Below are 14,761 nucleotides of genomic sequence, written 5' to 3' on the forward strand. Positions count from 1 at the left end.
ACTCTTTTTATTTTTTTGCGTCTTCAATATAAGAAATTGCCTGACCTACTGTGGCAATGTTCTCAGCCTGGTCATCAGGAATCTGGATGTCGAATTCTTTTTCGAATTCCATGATCAATTCCACAGTGTCCAATGAATCAGCACCCAGGTCGTTTGTGAAGCTCGCTTCGTTAACTACCTCGTTCTCGTCAACACCTAACTTGTCAACGATAATCGCTTTTACTCTTGATGCAATGTCTGACATAATACTTTTATTTAAATTTTGATTAGGTGGCAAAAATAAAAAACTTTATTTTAAAACCGATTTTTACTTTAAAAATGTGGCCGTAATTTACATAAATTTCATTGAAAGGACTTAATTTTACACTCTAATAATTGTTAACAAGCTTATTTTGAGCACTCCAACACATTTCAACAAAAAAAAAATAGTTGTATTTGCTTCCGGCTCTGGAACTAATGCCGAAAATATCATTAAATTTTTCAAAAAATCGTCTGATGCCAGTGTAGTAGCGGTGTTCTCAAATAAAAGATCGGCAAAAGTGCTAAAAAGAGCTCACGATCTAAATGTTAAAGCCCTTCATTTTGATAGAGACGCACTCTATAATAGTTACGATGTTCTGCATATTTTAGAAGATTTAAGTCCAGATTTAATTGTTTTAGCCGGATTTATGTGGATTTTCCCCGAAGACATTTTAAAACAGTTTCCAGGTAAGATTGTAAACATCCATCCTGCACTTCTTCCCAAATATGGCGGCAAAGGAATGTATGGTATGAATGTGCATAAAGCCATTATTGAGAATAAAGAAAAAGAAAGCGGGATTAGCATTCATTTTGTAAATGAAAATTATGATGAAGGCGAAGTGATCTTTCAGGCCAAAACAAATATTTCAGAAGAAGATACGCCCGAAACGCTGGCAGCAAAAATTCACAAACTGGAATACAAACATTTCCCCGAAATTATTCAGCAATTACTTCAAAAGAAAAATAAATAGTGCAAGCAGCTCAGGTTCACATTTATACCGATGGTGCTGCCAGAGGAAACCCCGGCCCCGGTGGTTACGGCATTGTGATGGAATGGGTGGGGAAAGCCTACCGTAAGGAATTTTCAAAAGGCTTTAAACACACCACCAATAACAGGATGGAATTACTCGCCGTAATTGATGCCTTAAAGAAGCTAAAAAAACCAGGTGTTACCGCCATTGTATTTACAGATTCAAAATATGTAGCCGATGCCGTAAACAAAAAATGGGTTTTTGGCTGGGAAAAGAAAAATTTTAAAGACCGAAAAAACACCGATCTCTGGATAGAGTTTTTAAAAGAAATTAGAAAACATACTGTAAGTTTTAGGTGGATAAAGGGACATAATGATCATCCACAAAACGAACGTTGTGATGCTCTAGCGGTGGCTGCTTCAAAAGAAAAAAAGCTTTTAATAGATGAAGGTTTTCAGCAAACTTAAATCCAACTTCTTATTAAACTAATATTATTTTGAAACAAAAGCCAGGAAGTATGGAAAAATGAAACTTGGTTTAGACGAAAGGCTTGCAACATTTAAATCTGGATTATCGAGTAATTTTGATTGAACCCTTGAAAAACAAACTGTATATTTGCAGCACATTTTTTAAACAAATTTATGAGTAAATTACTGATTGTAGGCACAGTAGCCTTTGATGCAATTGAAACCCCATTTGGGAAAACCGATAAAATTCTTGGAGGTGCAGGAACCTATATTGGGCTTTCGGCTTCACAATTTAATGTAGATAGCGCAGTGGTATCTATTGTGGGAGATGATTTCCCACAAAAATACCTTGACATTCTTACAAAAAACAACATAAATATAGATGGGATTGAAGTGGTTCCCGGCGGAAAAACCTTCTTTTGGAGTGGCCGGTACCATAATGATCTAAATTCCCGAGATACTTTAGATACACAACTAAATGTGTTAGCCGACTTTAATCCGGTAGTACCAAATGGATATAAGGATGCTGAAATTGTAATGCTGGGTAATTTACACCCTTTAGTTCAACTTAGCGTTTTAGAACAACTTGAATCTCCAAAATTGGCGATTTTAGATACTATGAACTTCTGGATGGATAATGCCCTGGAAGATTTAATGAAAGTAATTGCTAAAGTAGATGTAATTACTATAAATGATGAAGAAGCCAGGCAACTTTCTGGCGAATACTCTTTAGCAAAAGCTGCTAAGAAGATCGCTACAATGGGACCAAAATATGTAGTGATTAAGAAAGGTGAACACGGCGCATTATTATTCCACGAAGAGCAGGTATTTTTTGCTCCTGCCCTTCCTTTAGAAGAAGTTTTTGACCCTACAGGAGCTGGAGATACATTTGCTGGAGGTTTTGCAGGTTATCTTGCAAAATCTGGTGATATTAGTTTTGAGAATATGAAAAATGCCATTATCTACGGCTCTAACCTCGCCTCTTTCTGTGTTGAGAAATTTGGCACCGAAAGAATGGAAGAACTTTCAGGCCAGGAAGTAGATTCGCGCCTTGAAGAGTTCAAGAAATTAACTCAGTTTGAAATAGCATTAACCTAAACCTATGCCCTGAACTTTCAGGGCATTTTTTATATAAAACAGGATTGAAATCCTTTTATTATGAGTGACGCCTTAAAACACGAATGTGGGATTGCCCAAATACGATTGTTAAAACCCCTGGAATACTATAAAGAAAAATATGGTACTGCCTTTTACGGGATAAACAAAATGTATTTAATGATGGAGAAACAGCACAACCGCGGCCAGGATGGAGCCGGTTTTGCCAACATCAAATTAAATACCGCACCCGGAGACCGTTATATTAGCCGAATTAGATCTAATGAGGCACAACCAATTCAGGATATTTTTGAACAAATTAACGGTAGAATTAACGACGAAATTAAAGCCAACCCGGAATATGCCGATAATGTAGCACTTCAAAAAAAGAACATCCCTTATGTTGGTGAGGTTTACCTTGGGCACGTTCGCTACGGTACTTTTGGGAAGAACAGTATAGAAAGTGTACATCCATTTCTTAGACAAAACAACTGGATGCATCGTAATCTTATAGTTGCTGGGAATTTTAATATGACCAACGTAAACCAGCTTTTTAATAACCTGGTAGAAATTGGGCAGCATCCAAAAGAAAAAGCCGATACCGTTACGGTGATGGAAAAAATTGGGCATTTCCTCGACTCTGAAGTAGAAAAACTATATAAAAAATTAAAAAAGCAAGGCTTCTCAAAAGTAGCTGCTTCTCCTATAATTGGTGAGAAATTAAACGTCGCAAAAATTCTTAGAAAATCCTCTAAGAACTGGGATGGCGGTTATGCTATGGCCGGATTGCTTGGTCACGGAGATTCTTTTGTTTTACGTGATCCTGCAGGAATTCGCCCGGCATATTACTATAAGGATGACGAGGTGGTAGTAGTTGCTTCAGAAAGACCGGTAATTCAAACAGCCTTCAATGTAGATTTTGATGATGTACACGAACTACCTCCGGGACATGCTATTATCACTAAAAAGAGCGGAGAGGTTAACATCAAAGAAATCCTTGAACCTTTAGAACGAAAAGCATGTTCTTTTGAACGTATTTATTTTTCCCGTGGAAGCGATGCCGAAATCTATAAAGAACGTAAAATGCTTGGGCGTTTATTGATGCCTGAAGTATTAAAATCTATAAACCACGACACTATAAATACTGTTTTCTCTTTTATTCCTAATACCGCGGAAACAAGTTTCTATGGAATGGTTGAAGCTGCTCAAGACGAACTTAACAAGCAGAAAAATGACGCCATTCTTGCCGAAAAAGAAACTCTAACTGATGCGAGGCTTAAAGAAATACTAGCCCACAGATTACGCACCGAAAAAATTGCGATTAAAGACGTAAAACTTAGAACTTTTATTACTGAAGATAGCAGCCGTGACGACCTTGTTGCCCATGTTTACGATGTGACCTACGGGGTGGTTAAACCAGAAGATAGCCTGGTGATTATAGATGATAGTATTGTTAGGGGTACCACTCTAAAGAAAAGTATCATTAAAATGATGGACCGGTTAAACCCAAAACAAATTGTTGTGGTTTCTTCGGCACCACAAATTCGTTATCCCGATTGCTACGGGATAGATATGGCCCGTCTGGAAGGTCTTGTTGCTTTTAGAGCAGCATTGGAACTTTTAAAAGATAACAACCAATATGATATCGTCGAGAAGGTTTATGAAAAATGTAAACTACAAGTAGATTTGGCCGATGAAGAAGTAAAGAATTTCGTTAAGGAAATCTACGAACCCTTTACAGATGAGCAGATTTCAGATAAAATTTCAGAATTGCTTTGCGATACCGATGTAAAGGCAAATGTAAAAGTAATTTACCAAACCGTAGATAATTTGCACAAAGCCTGCCCTAAAAACCTGGGTGATTGGTACTTTACCGGCAACTATCCAACCTTTGGAGGCAACCGCGTAGTGAATAGAGCTTTTATTAATTTTTATGAAGGAAACGAAGGCAGAGCCTACTAAGTGCATTTAAACAAATATTTCTGCCTTTCATCTAAAATGATTTCTAGCAGAACTAACTTTATATACATTAGCAGAACCATAAACATAAGTAGGTTAAGTTCATGGTAGATTTGGGGCAAAAAAAGGTGGATCTATGATCTGCCTTTTTTTATTTTCTTACAGACCTACAGTTCTTCAAAAGAGAAATTTTTCTTACATTAATTTTTGATTTTCAATACTTTAACAAGTAAATATACCATTGGTCTAAAAAAGTTGTGATCAAGCTTTATTCATTATACTTTAGAATCACCATAACATAAGTAGGTTAAGTTCATGGTAGATTTGGGGCAAAGAAAGGTGGATCTAAAAATCCGCCTTTTTTTATAACAACAATCACTGTACTATTTTTAGAAGCTCATTATCCAAATTTCTTCTAACTACAAGACTCACATAAAAAAGCACTTTTCTTACATTCATTTTTGATTTTCAGGTTTTTAACAAATAATTACGCCTTTAATCTAAAAAAGTTGTGATCAAGCTTTATTCAATATACTTTAGAGTCACCATAACATAAGTAGGTTAAGTTCATGGTAGATTTGGGGCAAAAAAAGGTGGATCTAAAAATCCGCCTTTTTTTATTTTAAATATTCAGCAAAAAAAAGACCGCCCTAATGGCGGCCTTTTTAATGATATTATTAGAAATAAGCACTTATTATTTCTGCTTGGCATATCTACTTCCAACTTCTTTCCAATCTATTACATTGAAAAAAGCTTCGATATAATCTGGACGACGGTTTTGATAGTTTAGGTAATATGCATGTTCCCAAACATCAAGACCTAAAATAGGAGTTCCTCCACAGCCAATTCCCGGCATTAATGGGTTATCCTGATTTGCAGTAGAACAAATTTCTACTTTTCCACCTTCATGAACACAAAGCCAGGCCCAACCAGAACCAAATTGTCCTGCTGCTGCCTTAGCAAATTCATCTTTGAAAGCTTCAAAAGAACCAAATGCAGTGTCTATTGCCTTCGCAAGATCACCTTCTGGTTTCCCGCCACCATCTGGAGACATAACTTCCCAAAATAATCTATGGTTATAAAAACCACCACCATTATTTCTTACAGCAGTATTAGATTTATCAAGATTTTCAAGAATATTTTCTATAGTCTTCCCCTCAAGATCGGTGCCTTCAATTGCAGCATTCAATTTACTTGTATAACCTGCGTGATGCTTCCCGTGGTGAATTTCCATGGTTTTCGCATCTATATGTGGTTCTAATGCATCAAAAGCATATTTTAACTTTGGTAACTCAAAAGCCATTGGTATATATTTTTTAGTGATTAGTAATTAATTCATCCAAATTTAGGTATTAACCTATTTAATAAAAATAATTTAGTGTTATAAAATACTTAAAAGCATACACAGAAATCCAAACATTTTTATTTTACCTTTAAAATATCAAATCTCTATAAAACACAGGCTTTCTTGAAGAATAATTTTACCATTTATAATGCTTCAGCAGGATCGGGAAAAACTTTTACCCTCGTTAAAGAATATTTACTGCTGCTATTTAAAAGCCATAAGCATGAAGCTTATAAAAACATTCTGGCTATTACGTTCACCAATAAGGCTGTAGACGAGATGAAATCCAGGATTATAAGTAGCTTAAGAGGTTTTACTGCTGAAAAAACCTCGGCCAAAAACAATCCGCTTTTCAAAATTATTGCTGAAGAAACAGGCTTAACCGAAGTAGAACTTAAAGCTAAAGCTGCAAAGATCCTAAAAAGTATTATCCACAATTATGCGGCTTTTGAAGTATCTACCATAGATGGGTTTACCCACAGGGTTCTTAGAACTTTTGCGAAAGACCTGGGATTACCGGTAAATTTTGAGATTGCTTTAAATACACGGCAGATACTAATGGAAGCCGTGGATAGGCTTATTAGTAAAGCCGGAACCGATAAAGAGCTTACAAAAGTCCTTGTAGCCTTTGCCATAAGTAAAACCGATGACGATAAAAGCTGGGATATTGCAAAAGACCTTTTTGAAATTTCTGAATTACTTATTGGAGAAAACCACCAGGAAGCTTTAAAGAAACTCAAGGGAAAAACCACTGAAGACTTCCAAAAATTTAAGGAGAAAATAAGTTCAGAAATTAAAAAAACCGAAACTATAATTGAAGAAACCAGTACCGATTTTTTTGAGCTTGTTGAAAGCAATAATATTGTAGAGAAAGACTTTAGCGGTGGGTATGTTTATAAACATTTTGTAAAATTAAGAGATCAAAAATCTATAGACGGTTTTGAAAAGGCGTGGATGCTAAAGCTTGAAAGTACTCCACTTTACACGAAATCAAATAAAAATCAGGCTGTAAAGGATGCATTAGACAGCATCCAATCCTTAATAGTAAGTCTCTTTGAACTTTCTAAAAGAGCCTATTTAAACCTTGATTTTCTTGAAGCAATTAGAAAAAATCTAACACAACTTTCACTTCTTAATGCTATAAACCAGGAAGTAGAACTTATCAAAAAGGAGCGTAACCTTATTCTAATTTCAGAGTTTAACCCTAAAATTAGTGCCCAGGTTAAAGACCAACCGGCACCATTTATTTACGAAAGGCTTGGGGAGCGTTATCAAAATTATTTTATAGATGAATTTCAGGACACCTCGCAGATGCAGTGGGAAAATCTTATTCCGCTAATAGACAATAAACTTTCATCTGAAAACACTAAGGACCCAGCCAGTGCTATGCTGGTAGGGGACGCCAAGCAGTCAATTTACAGGTGGCGCGGCGGAAAAGCCGAGCAATTTATAGACTTATGTTTAGAAACTAATCCTTTTAGTATTGAAAAACGGGTAGAAAACCTACCCAATAATTACCGTAGTGGAAGCCAGATTGTAAACTTCAACAATAGTTTATTCCATTTTGCGGCCGGCACTTTACAACATTCCTCCTATTCCAGCTTATTTCAGGAAAGCAAACAAAATCCGCAGGCTGGTGACTTTGGCTATGTGAATATCGATTTTATTGAAGCGGAAAATGCCGCCGAAGAACACGAGATTTATCCTGAAAAAATTCTTGAAATCATTCAAAATTTAGAACAGAAAAAGTTCAAAAAAGGAGATATCTGCATCTTAACCCGTAAAAAGAAAGAAGGTGTAACTATTGCAAATTACTTAAGCGAGCATAATATCCCTGTAGTCTCGTCGGAAACTTTATTGGTGGCCAATTCGCCTAAAGTGAATTTTATCGCCCACCTATTAGAATTTTCTTTAAGCCCTAAAGACAAAACTTTAAAACTTGAACTTTTTGATTTTTTGGCAGAGTTTCTAAAAATAGAGAATCGGTATCCTATTATTTCAGCGAATTTAAAGAAAGACGGTAAGGCGTTTTTCCACTGGTTAAAAGATTATGATATTGATTTTGATCTTAATGAAATCAAGCAACTTTCAGTTTACGAAGCAGCCGAATATATTATTAGAAGTTTTTCCCTGGTTGAAACTTCTAACGCTTATGTTCAGTTTTTTCTCGATTTCATCTTTGAAAGTACTCAAAAGGCAACCGCGGGCATAGCCGATTTCATCGATTTATGGAAACAGGAAATAGAAAGTTTAAGCATTGTAGTTCCAAAAGCAGAAGATGCAGTACAAATAATGACCATTCACAAATCTAAAGGTCTGGAATTTCCGGTGGTAATCTATCCTTATGCAAATTCAGATTCTAAAAGTACACGTATGGATTCACTTTGGTTACCAATGGAGCCGCCATTAAATGAAATTCCTATGAATTACCTAAGCGCATCAGATAAAATGCTGAATTGGGGACCAAAGGCTTCAGATATTTATTCCGAGTTAATCCATCAAAAAGAACTCGACACTTTAAATGTACTCTATGTAGCCTGCACCCGAGCTTCGCAACAGTTGTATTTGCTGAGCAAAAAAGAAATAGATGCAAAAGGAAATGAAAAATCCTATAAAACATCAGGCTTACTGATTGGCTTTTTAAAAGAAATTGGGAGGTGGGATTCCAATATCAATACTTATGAATTTGGTGAAATTGGTAGCCCTGAAATTTCAGAAGAAAATCATTCAGAAAATATTATTTCTGAAACATGCTATTCATCGGCAACACAAAATAAAGCGGTAAATATCGTGACAAAATCGGGAATGCTATGGGACAGCAAACAAGAAGAAGCCATAGAAAAAGGAGAAATTCTGCACGAATTATTGGCTCAAATAGATAATAAAGATCAGGTAAAACCTGTGGTTGCACAAGCTATAAACAATGGTATTATCACAAAAGATTCTGCAGAAAAAATAGAAAAATTGCTTTTTGAAATTACCAATCATCCACAGCTTTCAGCATTTTACACCGATGAAGCTAAAAATTACAATGAACGTGATATTTTAACTCCCGAAGGAAAAAGATTAAGGCCAGACCGCATTAATTTTTCGGGAAAAACAGTAAATATTATAGATTATAAAACTGGGAAATTTAATCCCTCCCATAAAGAACAAATTAATACTTATGCCAAGATTTTGGAAGAAATGGGCTACAGCATAGGTAGCAAAAACCTTGTTTACACAAATAAAGCACTTAAAGTGCGCCTTGTTTAAAAGAAATGTAAGTTTGTAAAAAATTAGAATTATGTACGGATCAATAAAACAACATTTAGAAAAAGAGCTGGAACAAATTAAAGAAGACGGCCTTTTTAAAAAAGAACGAATAATTACCGGCCCACAGGATTCGGTGATCAAAATTTCTACCGGGCAGGAAGTAATTAACTTTTGTGCCAATAATTATTTAGGATTATCCTCTCATCCAGAAGTTATAAAAGCCGCGAAAGATACTATGGACACCCACGGTTTTGGTATGTCTAGTGTTAGGTTTATTTGTGGAACTCAGGATATTCATAAAGAACTGGAGCAAAAAATAGCCGATTTCTACGGAACAGAAGATACTATTCTTTATGCTGCGTGTTTTGATGCCAATGGTGGAATTTTTGAACCACTTTTAACCAAAGATGATGCAATAATTTCAGATTCCCTAAACCACGCTTCTATTATTGATGGGGTGCGTTTATGTAAAGCGGCAAGATATCGTTACCAAAATGGCGATATGGCCGATTTGGAAAAACAACTTAAAGATGCCAACGAAAAAGGTGCAAGATTTAAGCTCATTGTAACAGATGGTGTTTTCTCTATGGATGGCCTTGTAGCTCCTTTAGACAAAATTTGCGACCTGGCTGATAAATATGATGCTCTGGTAATGATAGACGAATGTCATGCTACCGGGTTTATTGGAGATAAAGGAATTGGTACCCTGGAAGAAAAAGGAGTGATGGACAGAGTAGACATAATCACTGGTACTCTGGGTAAAGCCCTTGGTGGTGCTATGGGAGGTTATACCACGGCTAAAAAAGAAATTATAGAGTTATTAAGACAGCGTTCAAGACCGTATTTGTTCTCAAATTCCCTTGCTCCAGCTATTGTGGGAGCATCCATTAAGGTTTTTGATATGTTGGAAAATGACAACAGTCTACGTGAAAAACTAAAAAGCAATACAAAATATTTTAAACAGGGAATTAAAGATGCCGGTTTTGATATTATTGATGGGGAAGCAGCTATAGTTCCGGTAATGCTATATGATGCCAAGTTATCACAAAAAATGGCAGATAGATTATTAGAAGAAGGTATTTATGTAATAGGATTCTTTTATCCAGTTGTTCCTAAGGAAAAAGCTAGAATTAGAGTACAACTCTCTGCAGCACATGAGCAGGAACATTTAGATAAAGCTATAGAAGCGTTTACAAGGGTTGGCAAAGAATTGGGAGTGATTTAAGATATAGCGTTTTAGGTTGCGATAACGAAATAAGAATTTATCAAAAAAAAAGGTTGACAATTCTTAAAAAGCTCTCAAAAACCAGAGTATTCAAGGGATTATTAAGAAAACTTTATTATTTTATGCTTTGCCGATAAGCTTTAACAATCTACTTTTGTTAACAATTAACACTTAAAACTAAACTATTGAATATGAAACATCTTAGCAAAATTTTATTCGCTACAATGTTGGTTCTGGGCATTACTTCGGTAAATGCGCAGGATGCTAACAATCCTTGGGCCATTGGGGTTCAAACCAACGCGGTAGATTTCTATCCAACGGGTGAAGATGCTCCATTAGGTGGAACTTTTGACGAGTACTTTAATACTGGAGACCACTGGAACATTTTACCATCTGTATCAAGATTATCAGTAGGTCGCTATATTGGAAGTGGTTTTGTATTTGAACTTGCAGGTTCTTTAAACCAAATTGAAAATTATGGCGATATGGGAGTTTCACAAATGGCATATTATGCTGTTGATGGATCTTTTAATTATAGCCTAAGAGCTTTACTTAATGACGGATGGGTTGATCCTGTTGTTGGTATTGGTGGTGGTTACACCAGCATTGCCGATAATGGCGACGCTCCTATTTCAGATCTTAATGCGGCAACACTTAACGGTAAAGTTGGATTAAACTTCTGGTTTAACGATAATGTTGCTTTAACACTAGAATCTAATTACAAGCACGTTTTTGACGTTGATGGTGCAACCCACTTTCAACACGCCGGTGGTATAAAATTCATGTTTGGAGGAACTGACTCTGATGGTGACGGTATCTACGATAAAGATGATGAATGTCCTGAGACTCCTGGTTTACCAGAATTTAACGGATGTCCAGATTCTGACGGAGATGGAATTGAAGACCGTATGGACAATTGCCCAGAAGAAGCTGGCCTAGCTGAATTTGACGGATGTCCTGATACTGATGGCGATGGAGTTCCAGATCCAGAAGATGAATGCCCAGAAGAAGCTGGTTCTATTGAAATGAATGGATGTCCTGATGCCGATGGTGACGGGGTTGCAGATAATGAAGATGACTGTCCTAACGAAGCAGGTCCTGCTGAAAACAATGGATGTCCTTACGAAGATATGGATAACGATGGTGTTTTAGATAAAGACGATGACTGTCCTGAAGTTGCTGGAACTGCCGCAAATAATGGTTGTCCAGAACCAGATGTAGAAGTTATTTCTGAATTGAATGAATATTCTAAAACTGTATTGTTTGATTTGAACAAGGCCACCATTAGAGGTGAGTCTGAAGAGGCTTTACAGTCTATCAAAGAAATCATGAACGAATATTCAAATACAATCTTCCATATTGAAGGTCATACAGATAGTACTGGTAGTGCCGCATATAACGAGAAACTTTCTCGTGAGCGTGCTGCATCAGTAGAAGCCTGGTTAGAAGAAAATGGTGTACCAAGCAGTAGATTAACTTCTGAAGGTTATGGTGAAGAAAGACCAATTGCTACTAACAATACGGCTGCCGGAAGACAGGATAACCGTAGAGTTGAAATCTCTTTAGATAAAAATAAAGAAGTAAAAGAATCTGATTCTTCTATGGAGTAATTTAATCTTCCAATAAGATTAGATAATTATTATATAAAAACGTCTCGGTTTCCGGGGCGTTTTTTATTTTTATGCTATGGTATCTTTTATTTCAGGAGTTCTTAAAGAACTTATTTCTTCCAAAGAAAATATTTCCGAAACAATTTTTATACTTCCCAGCAAAAGAGCGGGAAGCTTTTTGCTTAAAGAGCTTTCAGCATTAGGTGAGCATCATATTTTCGCACCCAAAGTTTATAGCATTGAGGAATTTACAGAAGTTATTTCTGAAGCAAAAACAGTAGATAATACTATAACTTTATTTGAATTTTATAAAGTTTATAAAACAATTACTCCTGAAGAAGTACAGGAAGATTTTGAAACTTTTACTGCCTGGGCACAAAGCCTAATTCACGATTTTAATGAAATAGACCGTTATTTAATAGATTATAAAAAGTTCTTTAATTACCTCGCAGATATTCAGGACTTAAAACACTGGTCCATTCAAGAGCCCAAAACAGAGCTCATTAATAATTATTTAGCCTTCTGGAAAAGCCTCCCGGCTTATTACGAAGGTTTAAAAAAAGAGTTGCTTTCCAATAAAACCGGTTATCAGGGATTAATTTATAGACTGGCTTCAGAAAATATCGCAACTTATGCTCAAAAACATCGCTCTAAACACGTTTTTATTGGCTTTAACGCATTAAACACTGCCGAACAGCAAATTGTTCAGCATTTACTAGAAAATGGTTTAGCCGAGATCTATTGGGATCTCGATGAGGTTTTTGTAAAAGACCACCAGCACGATGCATCCCTTTTTATAAATCAATATTTAAAAGATTGGCCGGTTTACAAGGAAAAGCAAGCAAAACTCCAGGTAGACGAATACCATAAACCTAAAAATATTCAAATTACCGGAATTCCTAAAAATGTTGGACAGACCAAATATTTAGGGGAATTACTGGCTAATTTAGACGAGGAAACATTACAGGAAACTGCCGTGGTTCTAGGTCAGGAAGATCTCTTATTACCCGTTCTAAATAGTTTGCCTCCCAACGTAAAAGATTTAAATATCACTATGGGGTTTCCGCTTAAAAATGCACCCATCGCTTCGCTTTTTGATAGATTATTCCAAATTCATCAAAACACGGGTTCAGCCTATTATTACAAAGATGTCATTTCGGTCATAAATCATCCCGCTTTAAATGAAATTCTAAAGAAGGAAACCGAAGTTTTTATAGAGAAAATTCAATCAAAAAATAGCGTAAACCTATCTTCTGAAGAAATTATAAATTCTTTTTCGGTTGAAGCACAAGCTTTAATAAAGGCTTGTTTTAAAACATGGGATAACTCACCTTATAAAGTCTTAGAAGCCTTTCAGCAACTCATAAACCAGATTAAAATTCATTTAAAAAGTAGCGACAACAAGCTTGCACTGGAGTTTCTATATCATTTTCATGTGTTATTTAACAAGTTGGAAAATCTTAATGAAACCTATCCGCATTTAAAAAGTATTAAGTCGCTTTACCAGTTTTATAAAGAGATCATGAGCACCCAAAGCCTGGATTTCCAGGGAAGACCTTTTAAAGGTTTGCAGCTTATGGGAATGTTGGAATCTCGCGCCTTAGATTTTAAAAATATCATTATTTGTTCGGTAAATGAAGGGGTTTTGCCTTCAGGAAAATCGGGGAGCTCTTTTATTCCCTTCGATCTAAAGCAAACTTACAAACTGCCTACTTATAAAGAAAAAGACGCGGTTTACACCTACCACTTTTACAGGCTTTTGCAACGGGCTCAAAATGTGCATTTGCTTTATAACACAGAAACCGACGGGTTAAATTCCGGTGAAAAAAGCAGGTTTCTTACTCAACTGGAAATTGAGAAACAACCGGCGCATCAGCTCACGCACGCCATGGTAAGCCCAAAAGTTCCGGCAATTAAAAATGAACTTCGGGAAGTTAAAAAAACTCCAGAAATTATGGAGAAAATTAAGTCACTAGCTGCTTATGGCTTCTCCCCCTCAGCATTGACTTCCTATATAAGAAATCCGCTTGATTTTTACAGGCAGTACGTTCTTGGGGTGCGCGATAGCGAAGAAGTGGAAGAAACTGTGGCTTATAATACGCTTGGGACGGTAGTACACGATAGTCTGGAAAATTTCTACAAACCCCTGGAAAATAAGCTACTCACGGCAGAAGATATTAAAGCTTTTAAAGCGAAGATCGAAGAGGAGATAACATTTCAGTTTAAAAAATCTTATATGAACGGGCCGGTTAACCAGGGCAAAAATCTGTTAATCTTTGAAGTGGCCAAACGCTATCTCCGTAATTTTTTAAATCTGGAACTAGACCGACTTAAAACCGAAGAAATTAAAATCTTAAAAATTGAGGAAAACTTAAGATCTGAGATTAATATAGGGAAGCTTGATTTTCCGATATTTATGCGCGGAAAAGTGGATCGGGTAGAAAATACTAACGGTATCACCAGAATTATTGACTATAAAACAGGAAAGGTAACTCAAGACAAAATTGAAATTGTAGATTGGGAAGATCTCGCTTCAGATTACGATAAATACAGCAAAAGTTTCCAGGTACTGGCATATACAAAGATGATACAAGACCAGAATTTACTGGATTTTCCCGTAGAAGCAGGAATAATTTCATTTAAAAATTTAAAAAGCGGATTCCTTAAATTCGGCAAAAAAGATAAACCAAGAACAAAAAATAAAGAAACTGCTATAAATAAAGAAACCCTAGATGCATTTGAAATAGAATTAAAAAAACTAATTACAGAAATTTGCGATCCTGAAGTTCCTTTTACTGAAAAAGAAATATAAA

The 14,761-nt window shown here is 36.0% G+C and carries 10 protein-coding genes; 8 read left to right on the top strand and 2 right to left on the bottom strand.

All coding sequences use genetic code 11. The annotated features are described in order from the left end of the window. Positions 1-7: 7 nt before the first annotated feature. A complete protein-coding gene (locus B5X51_RS06415; RefSeq protein WP_013069791.1) occupies positions 8-244 on the bottom strand; it encodes an acyl carrier protein in 237 nt (78 codons plus the stop codon). A gap of 148 nt (positions 245-392) precedes the next feature. Here B5X51_RS06415 and purN point away from each other — a divergent pair, with 148 nt between their 5' ends. The 4 genes from purN (at position 393) to B5X51_RS06435 (ending at position 4,516) form a co-directional block, all read left to right on the top strand. After that, complete coding sequence (gene purN / locus B5X51_RS06420) at positions 393-992, top strand: phosphoribosylglycinamide formyltransferase (RefSeq protein ID WP_079720139.1); 600 nt, start codon at positions 393-395, stop codon at positions 990-992. Continuing rightward, the gene (gene rnhA, locus B5X51_RS06425; protein WP_079720140.1) at positions 992-1,459 is read left to right on the top strand and encodes a ribonuclease HI; all 468 of its coding nucleotides are present in this window, start codon (positions 992-994) and stop codon (positions 1,457-1,459) included. Before purN ends, rnhA begins: the two co-directional genes overlap by 1 nt. A gap of 174 nt (positions 1,460-1,633) precedes the next feature. Then, on the top strand, positions 1,634-2,557 hold the full coding sequence (locus B5X51_RS06430; protein ID WP_079720141.1) for a PfkB family carbohydrate kinase: 924 nt from the start codon (positions 1,634-1,636) through the stop codon (positions 2,555-2,557). A gap of 60 nt (positions 2,558-2,617) precedes the next feature. Further along, positions 2,618-4,516 carry an amidophosphoribosyltransferase gene (locus B5X51_RS06435; protein ID WP_079720142.1) on the top strand — a complete coding sequence of 633 codons (1,899 nt, stop codon included), beginning with the start codon at positions 2,618-2,620 and terminating at the stop codon, positions 4,514-4,516. A 691-nt stretch (positions 4,517-5,207) separates the two neighbouring features. On the opposite strand, the gene B5X51_RS06440 is transcribed toward B5X51_RS06435, so the two are convergent. Next, entirely contained in the window at positions 5,208-5,816 is a 609-nt protein-coding gene (locus B5X51_RS06440) for a superoxide dismutase (protein WP_079720143.1), read from the bottom strand. A gap of 165 nt (positions 5,817-5,981) precedes the next feature. Here B5X51_RS06440 and B5X51_RS06445 point away from each other — a divergent pair, with 165 nt between their 5' ends. From B5X51_RS06445 to B5X51_RS06460, 4 genes are all read left to right on the top strand, one after another. After that, complete coding sequence (locus B5X51_RS06445) at positions 5,982-9,113, top strand: UvrD-helicase domain-containing protein (RefSeq protein ID WP_079720144.1); 3,132 nt, start codon at positions 5,982-5,984, stop codon at positions 9,111-9,113. Between the two features lie 31 nt (positions 9,114-9,144). Beyond that, positions 9,145-10,338, top strand: a complete 1,194-nt coding sequence (kbl, locus tag B5X51_RS06450) for a glycine C-acetyltransferase (protein ID WP_079720145.1) — start codon at positions 9,145-9,147, stop codon at positions 10,336-10,338. Positions 10,339-10,529: 191 nt separating this feature from the next. After that, on the top strand, positions 10,530-11,948 hold the full coding sequence (locus B5X51_RS06455) for an OmpA family protein (RefSeq protein WP_079720146.1): 1,419 nt from the start codon (positions 10,530-10,532) through the stop codon (positions 11,946-11,948). 76 nt (positions 11,949-12,024) lie between these two features. Next, entirely contained in the window at positions 12,025-14,760 is a 2,736-nt protein-coding gene (locus tag B5X51_RS06460) for a PD-(D/E)XK nuclease family protein (protein WP_079720147.1), read from the top strand. Position 14,761 lies beyond the last annotated feature (1 nt).

Source organism: Salegentibacter holothuriorum (assembly GCF_900168045.1).
Lineage (GTDB): Bacteria > Bacteroidota > Bacteroidia > Flavobacteriales > Flavobacteriaceae > Salegentibacter > Salegentibacter holothuriorum.

Coding starts and splice junctions, on each gene's coding strand:
- B5X51_RS06430 (WP_079720141.1), top strand. CDS start 1,634: ATGAGTAAATTACTGATTGTAGGCACAGTAGCCTTTGATGCAATTGAA.
- B5X51_RS06415 (WP_013069791.1), bottom strand. CDS start 244: ATGTCAGACATTGCATCAAGAGTAAAAGCGATTATCGTTGACAAGTTA.
- B5X51_RS06455 (WP_079720146.1), top strand. CDS start 10,530: ATGAAACATCTTAGCAAAATTTTATTCGCTACAATGTTGGTTCTGGGC.
- B5X51_RS06435 (WP_079720142.1), top strand. CDS start 2,618: ATGAGTGACGCCTTAAAACACGAATGTGGGATTGCCCAAATACGATTG.
- B5X51_RS06460 (WP_079720147.1), top strand. CDS start 12,025: ATGGTATCTTTTATTTCAGGAGTTCTTAAAGAACTTATTTCTTCCAAA.
- B5X51_RS06440 (WP_079720143.1), bottom strand. CDS start 5,816: ATGGCTTTTGAGTTACCAAAGTTAAAATATGCTTTTGATGCATTAGAA.
- kbl (WP_079720145.1), top strand. CDS start 9,145: ATGTACGGATCAATAAAACAACATTTAGAAAAAGAGCTGGAACAAATT.